The sequence below is a fragment of the Pseudomonas sp. NBRC 111139 genome (assembly GCF_001753955.1).
In the GTDB taxonomy this organism is placed as follows: domain Bacteria; phylum Pseudomonadota; class Gammaproteobacteria; order Pseudomonadales; family Pseudomonadaceae; genus Aquipseudomonas; species Aquipseudomonas alloputida.
The window spans coordinates 1-15,047 of record NZ_BCBP01000061.1 but is presented as its reverse complement, the minus strand read 5'-3'; the positions used below and the strand labels follow the sequence as shown (position 1 = coordinate 15,047).

17 protein-coding genes are annotated in these 15,047 nt (G+C 63.9%); 14 read left to right on the top strand and 3 right to left on the bottom strand.

Going from position 1 to position 15,047, the window contains the following annotated elements:
* Positions 1-71 precede the first annotated feature (71 nt).
* The 4 genes from BJQ17_RS22845 to BJQ17_RS22830 are packed head-to-tail and all read left to right on the top strand — an operon-like array spanning position 72 to position 2,671.
* Positions 72-860, top strand: coding sequence for a ParA family protein (locus BJQ17_RS22845; protein WP_003254396.1), 789 nt, complete (start codon positions 72-74; stop codon positions 858-860).
* Positions 860-1,753, top strand: coding sequence for a CheW domain-containing protein (locus tag BJQ17_RS22840; protein WP_003254394.1), 894 nt, complete (start codon positions 860-862; stop codon positions 1,751-1,753). Before BJQ17_RS22845 ends, BJQ17_RS22840 begins: the two co-directional genes overlap by 1 nt.
* A 41-nt stretch (positions 1,754-1,794) precedes the next feature.
* On the top strand, positions 1,795-2,274 hold the full coding sequence (locus BJQ17_RS22835) for a chemotaxis protein CheW (RefSeq protein WP_003254393.1): 480 nt from the start codon (positions 1,795-1,797) through the stop codon (positions 2,272-2,274).
* Position 2,275: 1 nt separating this feature from the next.
* A complete protein-coding gene (locus tag BJQ17_RS22830; RefSeq protein WP_003254391.1) occupies positions 2,276-2,671 on the top strand; it encodes a DUF2802 domain-containing protein in 396 nt (131 codons plus the stop codon).
* A gap of 113 nt (positions 2,672-2,784) precedes the next feature.
* Here the strand turns inward: BJQ17_RS22830 and BJQ17_RS22825 are convergent, their stop codons facing one another.
* The 3 genes from BJQ17_RS22825 to BJQ17_RS22815 all read right to left on the bottom strand — a co-directional run bounded on the left by BJQ17_RS22825 (position 2,785) and on the right by BJQ17_RS22815 (position 7,455).
* Entirely contained in the window at positions 2,785-5,496 is a 2,712-nt protein-coding gene (locus BJQ17_RS22825; RefSeq protein ID WP_070096687.1) for a dermonecrotic toxin domain-containing protein, read from the bottom strand.
* A 67-nt stretch (positions 5,497-5,563) separates the two neighbouring features.
* Positions 5,564-5,902, bottom strand: a complete 339-nt coding sequence (locus tag BJQ17_RS22820; RefSeq protein ID WP_004577455.1) for an EscU/YscU/HrcU family type III secretion system export apparatus switch protein — start codon at positions 5,900-5,902, stop codon at positions 5,564-5,566.
* Positions 5,899-7,455, bottom strand: a complete 1,557-nt coding sequence (locus BJQ17_RS22815) for a flagellar hook-length control protein FliK (protein ID WP_070096686.1) — start codon at positions 7,453-7,455, stop codon at positions 5,899-5,901. Before BJQ17_RS22815 ends, BJQ17_RS22820 begins: the two co-directional genes overlap by 4 nt.
* 170 nt (positions 7,456-7,625) lie before the next feature.
* Here BJQ17_RS22815 and ccmA point away from each other — a divergent pair, with 170 nt between their 5' ends.
* The 10 genes from ccmA to BJQ17_RS22765 are packed head-to-tail and all read left to right on the top strand — an operon-like array spanning position 7,626 to position 14,971.
* Positions 7,626-8,258, top strand: a complete 633-nt coding sequence (gene ccmA, locus BJQ17_RS22810) for a cytochrome c biogenesis heme-transporting ATPase CcmA (protein WP_004577457.1) — start codon at positions 7,626-7,628, stop codon at positions 8,256-8,258.
* Positions 8,255-8,923: a heme exporter protein CcmB gene (ccmB, locus tag BJQ17_RS22805; protein ID WP_012051653.1), complete on the top strand. Its 669-nt coding sequence runs from the start codon at positions 8,255-8,257 to the stop codon at positions 8,921-8,923. The genes ccmA and ccmB overlap by 4 nt, the downstream gene beginning before the upstream one ends.
* A gap of 46 nt (positions 8,924-8,969) precedes the next feature.
* Positions 8,970-9,737 (top strand): heme ABC transporter permease, encoded by a 768-nt coding sequence (locus BJQ17_RS22800; RefSeq protein ID WP_070096685.1) that lies wholly within the window; start codon positions 8,970-8,972, stop codon positions 9,735-9,737.
* A complete protein-coding gene (gene ccmD / locus BJQ17_RS22795) occupies positions 9,734-9,910 on the top strand; it encodes a heme exporter protein CcmD (protein ID WP_003254380.1) in 177 nt (58 codons plus the stop codon). Before BJQ17_RS22800 ends, ccmD begins: the two co-directional genes overlap by 4 nt.
* The gene (gene ccmE / locus BJQ17_RS22790; protein ID WP_003254379.1) at positions 9,907-10,362 is read left to right on the top strand and encodes a cytochrome c maturation protein CcmE; all 456 of its coding nucleotides are present in this window, start codon (positions 9,907-9,909) and stop codon (positions 10,360-10,362) included. The genes ccmD and ccmE overlap by 4 nt, the downstream gene beginning before the upstream one ends.
* Positions 10,359-12,347: a heme lyase CcmF/NrfE family subunit gene (locus tag BJQ17_RS22785; RefSeq protein WP_003254378.1), complete on the top strand. Its 1,989-nt coding sequence runs from the start codon at positions 10,359-10,361 to the stop codon at positions 12,345-12,347. Before ccmE ends, BJQ17_RS22785 begins: the two co-directional genes overlap by 4 nt.
* Positions 12,344-12,880 (top strand): DsbE family thiol:disulfide interchange protein, encoded by a 537-nt coding sequence (locus tag BJQ17_RS22780; RefSeq protein ID WP_003254377.1) that lies wholly within the window; start codon positions 12,344-12,346, stop codon positions 12,878-12,880. The genes BJQ17_RS22785 and BJQ17_RS22780 overlap by 4 nt, the downstream gene beginning before the upstream one ends.
* On the top strand, positions 12,877-13,353 hold the full coding sequence (locus BJQ17_RS22775) for a cytochrome c-type biogenesis protein (protein WP_003254376.1): 477 nt from the start codon (positions 12,877-12,879) through the stop codon (positions 13,351-13,353). The genes BJQ17_RS22780 and BJQ17_RS22775 overlap by 4 nt, the downstream gene beginning before the upstream one ends.
* Entirely contained in the window at positions 13,346-14,542 is a 1,197-nt protein-coding gene (gene ccmI / locus BJQ17_RS22770) for a c-type cytochrome biogenesis protein CcmI (protein ID WP_003254375.1), read from the top strand. Before BJQ17_RS22775 ends, ccmI begins: the two co-directional genes overlap by 8 nt.
* 12 nt (positions 14,543-14,554) lie before the next feature.
* Positions 14,555-14,971 (top strand): hypothetical protein, encoded by a 417-nt coding sequence (locus BJQ17_RS22765; protein WP_003254373.1) that lies wholly within the window; start codon positions 14,555-14,557, stop codon positions 14,969-14,971.
* Positions 14,972-15,047: the final 76 nt, after the last annotated feature.

The window sequence follows — 15,047 nt, the reverse complement described above, 5'->3', positions numbered from 1 at the left end:
ATTGATTGCGCGAGCTTTCGAATTTTGAGCAAGGCAGTGTCCCTGCCAAATCAATAGATAGAGTTTGCTTGATGAGAGTCTGGGCAGTAGCCAATCAAAAAGGTGGTGTCGGCAAGACCACCACTACCATTGCCCTGGCCGGCCTGCTGGCCGAGGCCGGCAAGCGCGTGGTTGTCGTCGACCTCGACCCGCACGGCTCGATGACCAGCTACTTCGGGCACAACCCGGACGCCCTGGAGCACAGCTGCTACGACCTGTTCCTGCACAAGGGCACGGTGCCCGAAGGCTTGCCCGGGCAACTGCTGCTGCCCACCAGCGATGAGCGCATTTCGCTGCTGCCGTCGAGTACCGCCCTGGCGGTGCTGGAGCGCCAGTCGCCAGGGCAGAATGGCCTGGGCCTGGTAATCGCCAAGAGTCTGGCGCAGCTGTGGCAGGATTTCGACTATGCCCTGATCGACAGCCCACCCTTGCTGGGTGTGCTGATGGTCAATGCCCTGGCCGCCAGCCAGCAGCTTGTGATCCCGGTGCAAACCGAGTTCCTCGCCGTGAAGGGCCTGGAGCGCATGGTCGGCACCTTGGCCATGGTCAACCGTTCGCGCAAGCAGGCGCTGCCGTACCAGATCGTACCGACCCTGTTCGACCGTCGTACCCAGGCGTCGCTGGGCACCCTCAAGTTGCTGCGTGACACCTACGGGCAGCATGTGTGGCAGGGCTACATCCCGGTGGATACGCGCCTGCGTGATGCCAGTCGCAAGGGCGTCACGCCTTCGCAGTTCGACAGCAAGAGCCGTGGGTTGATCGCCTACCGGGCGCTGCTCAAGCACCTGCTCACCTACAAGACCGCAGTGCAGGTGGCCTGATGACTCAAACCCGGCAAACCAGCACCCGGCCCCAGATGGCCCTGCAATCGTACCTGGACGGCCTGCTGCAGGAGGCCACCGAGGCCGAAGACCTGAGCGAGCAGCCGGCAGTGGCGGATGAGTTCGCCGAGGCGGTGCGCGAGGAGCAGGCACGCGATGCCCGGCAGCCAGCCCGGCCTGAGCCCGCCGAAGCCGCCGCCAGCTTTGCCCCGCGGCCGTTCGCCGAACCCCGTCTGGCGGTGCTGACCAGCGTGATGCCAGTGGAAGCCCCGGTGGTGACGGTGGTCGAGCAGGAGGTCGTGGCCGAAGCCAGCATCCCGGTACTGGTCGAAGAACAAACCGTGGAACCGGCTGTGCCGCTGGTCGATGTGCATCTGCCGGCACCCAACCTGCCCGTACCCCCGGCCACTGTCGACGGTCGTCCGGTGTGGGCGGCCGAGCCGTTCGAATGCCTGCTGTTCGACGTTGCCGGCCTGACCCTGGCGGTGCCGTTGGTGTGCCTGGGCTCGATCTACACCCTGGCTGGCCAGGAGCTGACGCCACTGTTCGGCCAGCCCGACTGGTTCCTCGGCATCCTGACCTGCCAGGCCGGCAACCTGAAGGTGCTGGACACTGCGCGTTGGGTAATGCCCGACCGCTACCGCGATGATTTTCGCCAGGGCCTGCAATACGTGATTTCGGTGCAGGGCTACGAATGGGGGCTGGCGGTGCATCAGGTCAGCCGCTCGCTGCGCCTGGACCCGTCGGAGATCAAGTGGCGCAGCCAGCGTGGCCAGCGCCCGTGGCTGGCCGGCACCGTAATCGAACACATGTGCGCACTGCTCGACGTCGCCGCACTGGCCGAGCTGATCGCCAGCGGTGCGGTCAAGCAGATGCACGCCAAACAGAAATGACACAGAACATACCGCCAACGGCGGATTTTGAGGGTAGGGGAATGAAAAAGTCGTCTGCACAAGGTTCCGAAGATCCGATCCTGCAGTGGGTTACCTTCCGTCTGGACAACGAGTCCTACGGCATCAATGTGATGCAGGTGCAGGAAGTCCTGCGCTACACCGAGATTGCCCCGGTGCCGGGTGCGCCGAGCTACGTGCTGGGCATCATCAACTTGCGCGGTAACGTGGTGACGGTGATCGACACGCGTCAGCGTTTTGGCCTGATGCCGACCGAAGTGACCGACAACACCCGTATCGTCATCATCGAAGCCGACAAGCAAGTGGTCGGCATTCTGGTCGACAGCGTGGCCGAAGTGGTTTACCTGCGCCAGTCCGAAATCGAGACCGCGCCGAACGTGGGTAACGAAGAGTCGGCCAAGTTCATTCAGGGCGTGTGCAACAAGAATGGCGAACTGCTGATCCTGGTCGAACTGGACAAGATGATGACCGAGGAAGAGTGGTCCGAGCTGGAGAACATCTGAGTTGATTCTAGAGGTTGCTGTCATCTTCCTGGCGCTGGCCTGGGCGCTGAGCCTGTGGTTTTTCCTCAACTACAGCAAGCGCCAGCGCGAGCTGGCTGCGCAGCAGGCCGAGGGCGATGCGCTGCGTGACCAGCGCATCAAGGACTTGGCCAAGCGTCTGGATGACTACCAGAACGGCACTGTGCGCATGGGTGAGGCCATCCATGAGCTGCGTGCGACGGTGGCTACGCTGCCAGACCGGCTGGAGCGCCTCGAGCAGCGCGACCCCAGCAACGTTACCTTTAGCCAGGCGGCCAAGCTGGTGGGGATGGGGGCGAGTGTCGATGAGTTGACCCAGAGCTGCGGCCTGACCCAGGCCGAGGCGGAGTTGATGAGCAAGGTGCACCGGGCTCCTTGACGGGGGCTGGCAGGTAGCCTCGTTAGCAGGCTCGTCACCTGGGACATCGAGCGGCGCCCATGCGTCGCTCGATCTGAAGGGCGCCGCCAGGCCCGTTCAGTTCCCCATGCATTTCAGTTGCGAACCCAGGAGTGATTGCCGCCGACGCCGGCAAAACGGTTCAGGGGCAGCAATTGCTTCAGGGCAGCATTGGCCTGTGAGGCGTCGATGAATGGGTAGGTGTTGACGCGTGGCATGATGTGCAAGTTGATGATCTGGCGCAGGGTCCGCAGGCCGGGTAGATGGCGATCGACCATCTCGGTGAGCAGCGCCGGGCCGGTGAGGTAGCTGAGCTTGTTGGCATAGCGGTAGAAATTGCCAGGGTCCTGTTCCAGGCTCGGTCGGCTGTCGTAAAAGTTTGCATGGATCTGGTAGCGTGCGAGCATTTCATCCGAGATCGCATCCAGCACCGGGTTGCCTGGGTGGCTACCTATGAGGCTGGTGTTGTACAGGCAATTCATGCTCATTTTTTCGTTGCACATCGGCGGTGGCAGCAGCAGCCCATCGGGCGGGGTGTGCAGCTCGACCTGGTCGATCGTTTCGCCCTTGCCGTCCGGCAGCAGGAAATCGTCTACGTCCATGTACAGCCCACCCTCATGGTGCAGCATTCGGTAGCGCAGCACATCCGTCGCCGACGCGTAATTGGTGGCGATGCCACCGTTGCCATCCAGTGCTGCATCGTACTGTGCGTAATAGCGGCTCTGGCGGAAGGCCCGGAAGAAACCTTGCTCTTCAAGCGGCAATACCTGAAGCCCTGGCGCCCGGGCTGCCAATAGCCTTGCGTTCTGTTCGTAGGCGGTAGGCGAAGCCTTCGACAGAAACAGGCGCATGCTGTATTCACTGTCGCTCAGGCGCGCGGCGTTGGCGGCAAGGTTGGCCAGCAATGGCTCGCCAAGGACGTTGTTGCCGACCCAGAGGCTGGATATGAGTTTTGGGATAGGTGCGCTGTCCGGCGCCCGAGTCGGTATTTGCACCGGCAGGGGCAGGTCGACACCCAAGGCGCGCAAAGTGCGCGTGCGCATGGCGTCGGTTACCGGCCGAGGCATGTCGAGCGCCACCAGGTCACGGCTGCCGGGGACTGCCACGTAGGCTTGCGGATCGACCTCGTTGACGTCGTCCTTGAGGATGAACGCATTCCGCTCCATGTCATAGACCACCCGCGCGTTGTAGGTTTCGATGCTGCATTCCAGGTCGTCCAGTTCGCCATCGTAGTGGGGCAACCGTATCACCGCGCCGGCAACCTCCGGGTCGCCGTCATCAAGGGGTGCAATGGGCTCGTGGTTGTGGAAGTACTCCGCGCCTTCTGGCTCTGGAAGCCGCGGTGGGCTGGTCGGGCTCAACGGATAGCCGAGCTGCTCGTTGACCTCGCGCGGCATGACAAAACCATCGCTTTTGAACTCGAACAGGGCCTTGATGCCTGCTGTGCCCTCCGTTGCCAGCGGTACGGCGTTGAACAGCCCCCAGGCGATGTCGCCCACCCCGTCCTGTTTGGCTTTCAGGCTGTGGCCGTTGATCACCTGATCCAGGCCCAGGCCCAACTGGGCAATGCCACCGAGCGCCAGCAGTGGCGCCAGCCCCGGCACCACCAGGCACAGTGGCGCTAGCAGGTTGAGCGTGTTGGCGAGGTAGCCACGCCATTTGGCTTTGGTAACCTGGCTGTCGGTGGTAATGACAAAATCGGCATCGTCGTAGCTGCGCTGGCGCTGGCGCTCGGTCAGGGCTGCGAACATATCCCCGGTCAGTTTGGGGTTGTATTTGCCAGGTTTGTAGTTCACGTAGGTTCTGGGGGGCCAGACGCCATCATCGTTGAAATAACCGTGTTCAGTTGGCAACCGGTGCCGGTCCGGATAGTCGCCAAGGCCCTCGAGCGCGGTGTCCAGGCCACTGAAATCGAGGCCCTGGGGGCGGTCGGCGAGCCTGAAGTGTTGCTTTAGCGCTTCGCGTCGAGCGGGGTCCTTGCACTGATCGCCCACCCAGTCCTTGAGCAGGTTCTCGCTTGCGAATTCGAGCAAGGGCGAGCTGTTACCTGGCATGTACAGCAGGGTCAGATCGCTGTGCGGGGCATTGATGTACAGCAGGTCTGTGGCCGCATAGCCATAGATGCTCAGCGTGCTGACCCGTATCTTGAAGCGCTGCGGCATCATGCCGGCGGCTTGCCATGCCAGTTCCCTGGCAGCATTGCTCAGGCGCCCCTGGCTGACCTGGGCGTTGCAGGCGGCGATGAAATTGAGCTTGCTGGCCAGGCGGTGAGTGTCCTGATGCTCCTGCCAGTAAGCGTCGAGCATGGCTTTGAACGGCTGGTGAAAGTCCAGCGCTTCGATGAACCGCTGGAAGGCTTCAGCCGGAACCTGAATGTGGGTCGAGGCATCGTAACGGGCGGGAGACGATCGCTGGAACAGGCCGTTATACACCTCGAAGGCGGCGCCCTGATGGCCGTAGCCCAGCGTTGGCAGGCGATCGACCAGCTTCAACGGCCCTTGGGGGAAGGTGCCTGCCCAAGGGTTGGCGAACAGTGCGCCGATGAGGTTGTTATCGGACTCCCCTTGCCAGTTGCCCAGCAGCGCCTGGGTCATGCTCTGGGTCTGCTGGACCGCTGCCACATACCCTTGGTCATCCGGCCGGTAGTGCAGGGTGACCACATCGACGCGATCGGGGTCGATATGCACACCTTGCCCGGCAAGCCACTGCCGGATCAAGCGATGGGCTTCGCGGTCCGGGCGTGGGATGTTGGCCAGATGGTCTACTACGAACTGCACGCCTTTGGCGTTGATTCTGCTGTCGATCATGACGGTCACCTTGTACGTGGGAAGCCGACAAGGTTGGGCGCATTGAGGGGGAGGGGGTGGTAGATAGTTACTGGCCAGTGCCGGGCAGCGGGGGCAATGGTGGGGTGATATCGCGTTCTGTCGGGCGCGGATCATCGAAGCCGGCGGGTACCTTGCCGCGCAGTTGCCAGGCGAAGGCGATGATTTCGGCAATGGTCAGGTACAGCGCTTCGGGTATTTGATCGCCCAGCTCCAGCCGCGCCAGCAGGCGCACCAGCTCGGCGTTTTCGTAGATCGGCACTTCGTGTTCGCGGGCGAGCGCAAGGATGGCCTCGGCCAGGTCCTCGTCGCCCTTGGCGGTGAGGGTCGGTGCCTGATGGCCGTCGTAGTTCAGCGCTATGGCTTGGCGTGGTGTCGTATCGTTCATGCGGTTTCGTCCACCCAGCGTTGTTCCATCCGTGTGCGCGGCCCCTGCGGCGGGATGCCCGGGTGGCACGCCAGGTCGCCGACTTCCAGGCCCCGGGCCACCAGGCGCGCGCGCAGCGCGCCAAGCTGGGCGTCGATCAACCGCGCGGTCTGCTCGCGCTCCGCCCATAGCTGCCCGCTCAGGCGGCCCTCGCTCAGTTGCGCCTGCACTTGCAGGGGGCCGAGCGGGGACAAGTCGAAGGCCAGCTCGATGCGCCACAGGGCTTGCCGAGGGTTTTGGGCTTCATGTTGGCGGTCGGCCTGTTGTTGTGGGGTTTCTTCGCGCTGCAGTTTGACTTGCAGCGGGATGAAGTCCTGGCCGTGGCGGATCGGCACTTCGGTTTGCCAGGTGGTCTGCAGGTTGCCGTTTTCCAGCGTGCCGGTTTGTTGCAGGCTGCTCATGGCGTGGCTCTGCAAACGTGAAACAGCAGCGGCAGCCAGGCGCAGCAGCTGTTGCAGGTCGCCTTCCTCTTCCAGGGCCTTGAGCAGGCGCGACGGTAATGGGAACGCGCCCGGCTGCGGTTTGGGGCTGACCCGCTCGAGCATGCCCAGTGCACTGCGCGCCAGTATCGGCATGGTCAGGGCCAGGTTGGCGGGGCTCAGAGTGGTGGCCCCTGCCGGGAGGGCAGGGGCCTGGGCCATCAGCCGCAGTAAATGCGCTTTGAGGTCGGTGTCGACGCTGGCGGTGGACCCACTCAGCAGCTTCGCTTCGAGAAAGCTGCCGCTGTTGTTCAAGGCCTGGGCCACTGCCTTGGCGTCGCCCAGTTGTCGGGCGTCCGGCAGGCCGGCCAGCAGGCGTTCGGCGCTGGCGCGCAGCTCGCCATCGGCGCCTGGGTCGCGGGTGAGCTGTTGCAGGGCGTTGAGCAGGCCGGGCAGCGAGGCTTGACGGTTTTGCTGTGTCAGCAGCTGTTGGGCAATGCTGAGTTGGTCCTGCCTGCCGCTGAGCGGCACGAAGCGCAATGACTGATCACCCTGCACCAGGGCGCTGAGCAGGCTGCCAATGGCCAGCGGGCGCGGGCTGTCGATGCTCAGCGTGGCTCCGGCCTGAGTGCTGTTGAGCAAGCTGACCAGCGCCCGGTACACGGCCGGTTGGCCGGGTGCCTGGGCCAGCGGCTGGTTGGTCAGGACCTTGCCTTGCAGCAAGGTGCCGACCGGCACCTTGCTGGTGTCCAGCTGGGTGAGGGTGGCGACCTGGCTGGCGCTGGCCTGTTGCAACATGATCGCCAGGCGATTGCTTTCGGTCTGGCTGACGGTGATCTGGCTGCCTTGGGGCAGCGGCTGGCTGGCGTTGGCCTGTAGTTGGGTCTGCACGCCGTTGGCCTGCATCAGCCTTAGCACCAGCTGAAAGTCCTGGCCCGCCTGGCGCAACGATAAAACCTCGGCTTGCGCGGTTTCGCCGGGGGCCAGCAACCCGGGCTGTGCCTGGATAAGGCGCAGCAGTTCGCCGCTCGTGCCCGCCTTCATGGCTTGGCTGTTGATCGCGGTTTGTGCGCCGAGACTATTGATTTCAGTCATGATTGTATACAACCTGTCGAGCCCGGCCTCTTGGCAGCGCGGCGGCGCGTGTAATAATGCCGAGCGCCCGTGGTTGCCAGTATAACGGCAGCGCGAGGGGCGACTTGAGACACAAGGGTTCTGGAGTGGTGTTGGCTGCTTCAAAGCCCTACTGAAGATAAGGCGAAACCGTGACCCTTCACCTCCAAGCCGCGGGCCTGGCCTGCGAGCGCGACTGGCGCCTGTTGTTCGAACAGCTCGATTTCGAGCTGGGCGCCGGTGACATGCTGCAGATCAGTGGCCCCAACGGCAGCGGCAAGACCAGCCTGTTGCGCTTGCTGGCCGGGCTGATGCAGCCGACGGCCGGGCAGATTCTGCTGGGTGGCAAGCCACTGGCAGAACAGCGTCATGCCCTGGCCAGCGCCCTGCTGTGGATTGGCCACGCCGCTGGCATCAAGGACTTGCTCACCGCCGAGGAGAATCTCACCTGGCTGTGCGCCTTGCACCAGCCGGCCAGCCGCGAGGCGATCTGGGCGGCGCTGGAGGCTGTCGGCCTGCGCGGTTTCGAAGACGTCCCCTGCCATACCCTGTCGGCCGGCCAGCAGCGCCGCGTGGCGCTGGCCCGGCTGCACCTGGCTTGCCCGCCGCTATGGATTCTCGACGAGCCGTTCACCGCGCTCGACAAGCAAGGCGTGGCGCAGCTTGAAGCGCACCTGGCAGCCCACTGCGAGCGGGGCGGCACGGTGGTGCTGACGACTCACCACACACTGGAACGCAAGCCCTCCGGTTACCGAGAACTGAACCTGGGGCAATGGGCTGCATGAGCGTATTCATTTTGCTGCTGCGCCGCGAAGCGCGCCTGCTGTTCCGTCGCCCGGCCGAACTGGCCAACCCGTTGGTGTTCTTCGCCATTGTCGTGGCCATGTTCCCGCTGGCGGTCGGCCCGGAAAGCCAATTGTTGCAAACCTTGTCGCCGGGCCTGGTCTGGGTGGCGGCGTTGCTGGCCGTGTTGTTGTCGCTGGACGGCCTGTTCCGCAGCGATTTCGAAGACGGCTCGCTGGAGCAATGGGTGCTGTCGCCGCACCCACTGGCGTTGCTGGTGCTGGCCAAGGTGCTGGCGCACTGGATCTTTTCCGGGCTGGCGCTGGTATTGTTGGCGCCACTGCTGGCACTGATGCTGGGGCTGCCAAGCCATTGCCTGCCGGTGCTCCTCGGTTCGCTGCTGCTGGGTACGCCGGTATTGAGCTTGCTGGGCGCGGTAGGTGCGGCACTGACAGTCGGCCTTAAACGCGGAGGTTTGTTACTGGCGTTGCTGATTCTGCCGTTGTATATCCCTGTATTGATCCTGGGCAGTGGTGCGTTGCAAGCGGCGTTGCAAAATATGCCGGCAACCGGCCATCTGCTCTGGCTCGCCAGCCTGACGGCCCTGGCCGTTACCCTGGCACCCTTTGCGATAGCGGCCGGCCTGAAGATCAGCGTCGGCGAATAACGAGTCCCGGGCTCTCAAGCCCGGCAAATACCCTGGATGTACCCTGATGAAAATAAGCTGGACGTGGTTCCACAAGCTGGGCTCCCCGAAATGGTTCTATGCCTTCAGCGGCCGCATGCTGCCGTGGCTGGCCGGTGCTGCCGTGCTCCTGCTGCTGGTCGGCATCACCTGGGGCCTGGCCTTCGCCCCCCAGGACTACCAGCAAGGCAACAGCTTCCGCATCATCTATATCCACGTGCCGGCGGCGATGCTGGCGCAGTCCTGCTATGTGCTACTGGCGGTGGCCGGGGTGGTGGGGCTGGTGTGGAAGATGAAACTGGCCGACGTCGCCCTGCAATGTGCCGCGCCCATTGGCGCCTGGATGACCGCCGTGGCCCTGGTTACCGGCGCCATCTGGGGCAAGCCGACCTGGGGCAGCTGGTGGGTGTGGGATGCCCGCCTTACGTCCATGCTCATCCTGCTGTTCCTGTACTTCGGCATTATTGCGCTGGGCCAGGCGATCAGTAATCGTGACAGTGCAGCCAAGGCCTGTGCGGTGCTTGCGATTGTCGGTGTGGTGAATATCCCGATCATCAAGTATTCAGTGGAGTGGTGGAACACCCTGCACCAAGGCGCCACCTTCACCCTTACCGAAAAGCCGGCGATGCCGGCCGAAATGTGGCTGCCGCTGTTGTGCACGGCGCTGGGTTTCTACTGTTTCTTCGGCACCGTACTGCTGCTGCGTATGCGCCTTGAAGTGCTCAAGCGCGAAGCACGCGCCAGTTGGGTCAGGGACGAAGTATTGAACAGCCTGGGACGGAGGGCCGCACAATGAGCTTTGCCACCTTCGGTGACTTTCTCGCCATGGGCCACCATGGCCTGTACGTGTGGTCGGCCTATGGCATCTGCCTGGCGGTGCTGGCGCTGAATGTCGGTGCGCCACTGCTGGCCCGTCGTCGCTATTTGCAAGAAGAGGCGCGCCGTTTGCGCCGGGAGAACAACCAGTGAATCCGCAGCGCAAGAAACGCCTGTTGCTCATCGTCGGCCTGCTGGTCGGCGTCGGGGTTGCCGTCGGCTTTGCCTTGAGCGCATTGCAGCAGAACATCAACCTGTTCTATACACCGACCCAGATCGCCAACGGCGAAGCCCCGCTGGACACGCGCATCCGCGCCGGCGGCATGGTGGAGAAAGGCTCGGTGCAGCGTTCGGCCGACTCGCTGGACGTGCGTTTCGTGGTAACCGACTTTAACAAGTCGGTACCCATCACCTACCGCGGCATCCTCCCCGACCTGTTCCGCGAAGGGCAGGGCATCGTCGCCCTTGGCAAGCTCAATGCCGACGGTGTGGTGGTAGCCGATGAAGTGCTGGCCAAGCACGACGAGAAATACATGCCGCCCGAAGTCACCAAGGCCCTGAAGGAAAGCGGCCAGGCCGCTGCCGGCGGGGAGACGAAGCCATGAACGCAGCACTGGTAGTCCCCGAACTGGGCCAGTTGGCGATGATTCTGGCCATCTGCTTTGCCGTCGTGCAGGCCAGTGTGCCGTTGCTTGGCGCGTGGCGTGGCGACAGCCTGTGGATGAGCCTGGCGCGGCCGGCAGCGTGGGGGCAGTTCGCCTTCCTGGCGTTTGCCTTTGCCTGCCTGACCCATGCCTTCATGACAGACAATTTCTCGGTCGCCTATGTGGCCAGCAACTCCAACAGCGCCTTGCCCTGGTACTACAAGTTCAGTGCGGTGTGGGGCGCCCATGAGGGTTCGTTGCTGCTTTGGGCGCTGATCCTCGGCGGCTGGACCTTTGCCGTGTCGGTGTTCTCCCGGCAGTTGCCGCAGGTGATGCTGGCCCGCGTGCTGGCGGTAATGGGCATGATCAGCGTGGGCTTCCTGAGCTTCCTGATCATTACTTCCAACCCGTTCCAGCGCCTGCTGCCGCAGGTGCCGACCGATGGCCGTGACCTCAACCCGCTGCTGCAGGACTTTGGCCTGATCGTTCACCCACCCATGCTCTACATGGGCTATGTGGGCTTCTCGGTGGCCTTCGCGTTCGCCATTGCCGCCTTGCTCGGCGGCCGGCTGGACGCTGCCTGGGCGCGCTGGTCGCGGCCGTGGACCATCGTCGCCTGGGCTTTCCTGGGTGTTGGCATCACCTTGGGGTCGTGGTGGGCCTACTACGAACTGGGCTGGGGTGGCTGGTGGTTCTGGGACCCGGTGGAAAACGCCTCGTTCATGCCTTGGCTGGTGGGCACCGCACTGATCCACTCGCTGGCGGTGACCGAGAAACGCGGGGTATTCAAGAGCTGGACGGTGCTGCTGGCAATTGCCGCATTCTCGCTGAGCCTGCTGGGTACCTTCCTGGTGCGTTCCGGGGTGCTGACCTCGGTGCACGCGTTTGCCGCCGACCCGTCGCGGGGTATTTTCATCCTGTTTTTCCTGCTGTTCGTGGTCGGCGGGTCGCTCACCCTGTTCGCCCTGCGCGCACCGGTGGTCAAGAGCCAGGTCGGTTTCGCCCTGTGGTCGCGTGAAACGCTGCTGCTGGCCAACAACCTGGTGCTGGTGGTCGCGGCGTCGATGATTCTGCTCGGTACCCTGTACCCATTGGTGCTCGATGCCCTGACCGGGGCCAAGCTGTCGGTCGGCCCGCCCTATTTCGACGCCTTGTTCCTGCCACTGATGGCGCTGCTGATGGTGGTGCTGAGCGTGGGCGTGGTGGTGCGCTGGAAGGACACCCCGGGCAAATGGCTGGTCAGCATGATGACCCCGGTATTGATCGGCAGTGCCATCCTTGCCCCGGTTGCCGGCTTTATCGTCGACGACTTCGACTGGCCGACGCTGACGGCCTTCGCCCTGGCCGCCTGGGTAGTGCTTGGCGGGCTGCGTGACATTTTCGACAAGACCCGCCACAAGGGCCTGGTCAAAGGCCTGCCGGGCCTGGGCCGCAGCTACTGGGGCATGCAACTGGCGCACCTGGGCCTGGCGGTGTGTGCGCTGGGCGTGGTGCTGTCCAGCAACAACAGCGCCGAGCGCGACCTGCGCATGGCGCCGGGCGAAAGCGTGGAGCTGGGTGGCTATCACTTCCTGTTCCAGGGCGCCAAGCACTTCGAGGGGCCGAACTTCATCTCTGACAAGGGCACCATCGTGGTCAGCCGCGATGGCCGTGAAGTGACCACACTGTACCCGGAGAAGCGCCTGTACACCGTGCAACAGTCGATGATGACCGAAGCGGGCATCGACGCCGGCTTTACCCGCGACCTGTACGTCGCGCTTGGCGAGCCACTGGAGAATGGCGCCTGGGCTGTGCGCGTACATATTAAGCCTTACGTCCGCTGGATCTGGCTGGGCGGTCTGCTGACCGGCCTGGGCGGGTTGCTGGCGGCCCTCGACCGGCGCTACCGCGTCAAGGTCAAGACCCGGGTGCGTGATGTCCTGGGCGTGTCTGGAGCAGCTGCATGAAGCGTTGGATCATGGTAGTGCCCCTTGCAGTGTTCCTGCTGGTGGCGGTCTTCCTCTACAAGGGGCTTTTCCTCAAGCCCGACGAGCTGCCTTCGGCAATGATCGGCAAACCGTTCCCGGTGTTTTCCCTGGCGTCGACACAGGGGGACCGCACCCTGACTCAGGCCGACTTGCAGGGGCGCCCGGCACTGGTCAACGTGTGGGCCACCTGGTGCCCGTCGTGCAAGGTCGAGCACCCGTACCTGAACCAGCTGGCACAGCAGGGGGTGGTGATCCATGGGGTCAACTACAAGGATGACAACGCCGCCGCGCAGAAGTGGTTGGCCGAGTTCCACAACCCCTATCAGCTGGATATTCGTGACGAACAGGGCAGCCTGGGCCTGGACCTTGGGGTGTATGGGGCGCCGGAAACCTTCCTGATCGATGCCAAGGGCATCATCCGCTACAAGCACGTCGGCATCGTCGATGCCACGGTCTGGCGTGAACAGCTGGCGCCGTTGTACCAGGGCCTGATTGATGAGGCCAAGCCATGAGGCGTTGGCTGGCAGCTGCGGTGCTGGGCATGAGCCTGGCCGGTGTGGCCAAGGCGGCTATCGACACCTACCAGTTTCGCGACGAGGCAGAGCGCGAGCGTTACCAACAGTTGACCAAGGAACTGCGCTGCCCCAAGTGCCAGAACCAGGATATTGCCGACTCCAACGCGCCGATTGCTGCCGACCTGCGCCGAGAAATCTTCCGCATGCTTGGCGAAGGCCAGAGCAACCAGCAGATCATCGACTTCATGGTCGACCGCTATGGCGACTTCGTGCGCTACAAGCCGGCGCTCAGCGGGCGTACCTGGCTGCTGTGGTTTGGCCCGGGGATCTTGCTGGCCGGTGGCTTCGTGGTGCTGGCGGTGATCGTACGCCGGCGCCGTGCTACGGCCGTGCAGGGCGCCGATGAGTTGTCTGCCGAAGAACGCGAGCGTCTCGCCAAACTGCTGGAAAAAGAACAGACCCATGATTGAATTCTGGCTTAGCGCGGGCCTTCTGCTGCTCGCTGCCCTCAGCTTTTTGCTGCTCCCGATCCTGCGTGGCCGCCGTCGCCAGCAGGAAGAAGACCGCACGGCCTTGAACGTGGCCCTTTACCAGGAACGTGTCGCCGAGCTGGCGGCCCAACAAGCCGCCGGTGTGCTCGATGAGGCGCAGATGGCCAAGGGCCGGGACGAGGCTGCCCGCGAGCTGCTGGCCGATACCGAAGGCGCCGAGGCCCCGCGCCAGGGGCATTTGGGCAAGGCCCTGCCGCTGCTGGCTGCGGTACTGGTACCGCTGATGGCGCTGGGGCTGTACCTGCATTTTGGGGCGGCCGACAAGGTGGCGCTGACCCAGGAGTTTGCCGAGGCTCCCAAGTCGATGGAAGAAATGACCACGCGCCTTGAACGCGTGGTGCAGGCCCAGCCGGATTCGGCCGAGGCCATGTATTTCCTTGGCCGGGCCTACATGGCCGAGCAGCGCCCGGCCGACGCCGCGCGTACGTTCGAACGGGCCGTGGCCCTGGCTGGCCGCCAGCCCGAGCTGCTGGGGCAGTGGGCCCAGGCCCAGTACTTTGCCGCCAACAAGCAGTGGAGCCCGCAATTGCAGGCGCTGACTGACGAAGCGCTGAAGGCGGACCCCAACGAGGTGACCAGCCTGGGCCTGCGCGGTATTGCCGCGTTTGAAGGCGAGCGCTATCAGGAAGCCATCGACTACTGGAAGCGCTTGCTGGCGCAGTTGCCAGAAGGTGATGCATCGCGAGCGGCGTTGCAGGGGGGGATCGACCGTGCCGCCGAGCGCCTGGGTGGCGCGCCAGTGCAGGCTACCGAGCCTGCACCTGTGGCGGCTCGCCTGAAAGTGCGGGTGGAACTGGCGGCTGCCTTGAAGGACAAGGTCCAGCCGGACGACACGGTGTTTATCTTCGCTCGCGCCAGCAATGGCCCGCCGATGCCGCTGGCGGCCAAGCGGGTGACCGTGGCGCAGTTGCCGATCGAGGTGGAGTTGTCTGATGCTGATGCGATGATGCCGCAGATGAAACTGTCGCAGTATGCCGAAGTCCAACTGGTTGCACGTGTTTCACGCGCGGGTCAGCCTACCCAGGGTGAGTGGATTGGCCAGGGGGCGCCGTTGTCTAGCGCCACCCAGGCTACCCAGCGCCTGACCATCGACACTCCAGACCAGTAAGAGAGCAATGCCATGCACAGCACCGTCCGCCTGACCCTGATTACCTTGGCCCTGGGTTTGTCTGCGTGTACGGTGCATGAGCCGTACGAGCAGCCCGCGCCACCGATCGAGCGTGTGCCGCCTTCGGGGCCGGTGGTCAAGCCCTTGCCGGGCAGGCAGCCTGCCACTTCGCCGAGCAAGCCGGCGGCGATACCCAAGCCCATGCCGCGCACCTCGGCCAGCTTTGCGCCACCGCCTGGCGGGGCAAGTCACTGGGATCCCAAGCTGGGTGTATATGTGTTGGAGAAGCAGCCCAATACCTTCTACCGGCAGCGTACCTACTATCGGTTTGATAACGGCTGGAGCTGGTCGTTGAGCCCGAATGGGCCTTGGCAGGAAACTGACAGCAGTGGTGTACCCGGTGGGTTAGGGCGCGCGTTCGCGCAGTAACGCTGTTTCTGTATCTGCTTATTCTGCTTCTGCTTCTGCTTTTGCTTGTAAGCGCGCGGTAGTTCAGGCGACGCAG

Excerpts from the sequence above, each read along its gene's own strand:
- BJQ17_RS22845 (WP_003254396.1), top strand. The coding sequence starts at position 72 with ATGAGAGTCTGGGCAGTAGCCAATCAAAAAGGTGGTGTCGGCAAGACC.
- BJQ17_RS22840 (WP_003254394.1), top strand. The coding sequence starts at position 860 with ATGACTCAAACCCGGCAAACCAGCACCCGGCCCCAGATGGCCCTGCAA.
- BJQ17_RS22835 (WP_003254393.1), top strand. The coding sequence starts at position 1,795 with ATGAAAAAGTCGTCTGCACAAGGTTCCGAAGATCCGATCCTGCAGTGG.
- BJQ17_RS22825 (WP_070096687.1), bottom strand. The coding sequence starts at position 5,496 with ATGATCGACAGCAGAATCAACGCCAAAGGCGTGCAGTTCGTAGTAGAC.
- BJQ17_RS22820 (WP_004577455.1), bottom strand. The coding sequence starts at position 5,902 with ATGAACGATACGACACCACGCCAAGCCATAGCGCTGAACTACGACGGC.
- BJQ17_RS22815 (WP_070096686.1), bottom strand. The coding sequence starts at position 7,455 with ATGACTGAAATCAATAGTCTCGGCGCACAAACCGCGATCAACAGCCAA.
- ccmB (WP_012051653.1), top strand. The coding sequence starts at position 8,255 with ATGAGCGTATTCATTTTGCTGCTGCGCCGCGAAGCGCGCCTGCTGTTC.
- BJQ17_RS22800 (WP_070096685.1), top strand. The coding sequence starts at position 8,970 with ATGAAAATAAGCTGGACGTGGTTCCACAAGCTGGGCTCCCCGAAATGG.
- ccmD (WP_003254380.1), top strand. The coding sequence starts at position 9,734 with ATGAGCTTTGCCACCTTCGGTGACTTTCTCGCCATGGGCCACCATGGC.
- BJQ17_RS22785 (WP_003254378.1), top strand. The coding sequence starts at position 10,359 with ATGAACGCAGCACTGGTAGTCCCCGAACTGGGCCAGTTGGCGATGATT.
- BJQ17_RS22780 (WP_003254377.1), top strand. The coding sequence starts at position 12,344 with ATGAAGCGTTGGATCATGGTAGTGCCCCTTGCAGTGTTCCTGCTGGTG.
- BJQ17_RS22775 (WP_003254376.1), top strand. The coding sequence starts at position 12,877 with ATGAGGCGTTGGCTGGCAGCTGCGGTGCTGGGCATGAGCCTGGCCGGT.
- ccmI (WP_003254375.1), top strand. The coding sequence starts at position 13,346 with ATGATTGAATTCTGGCTTAGCGCGGGCCTTCTGCTGCTCGCTGCCCTC.
- BJQ17_RS22765 (WP_003254373.1), top strand. The coding sequence starts at position 14,555 with ATGCACAGCACCGTCCGCCTGACCCTGATTACCTTGGCCCTGGGTTTG.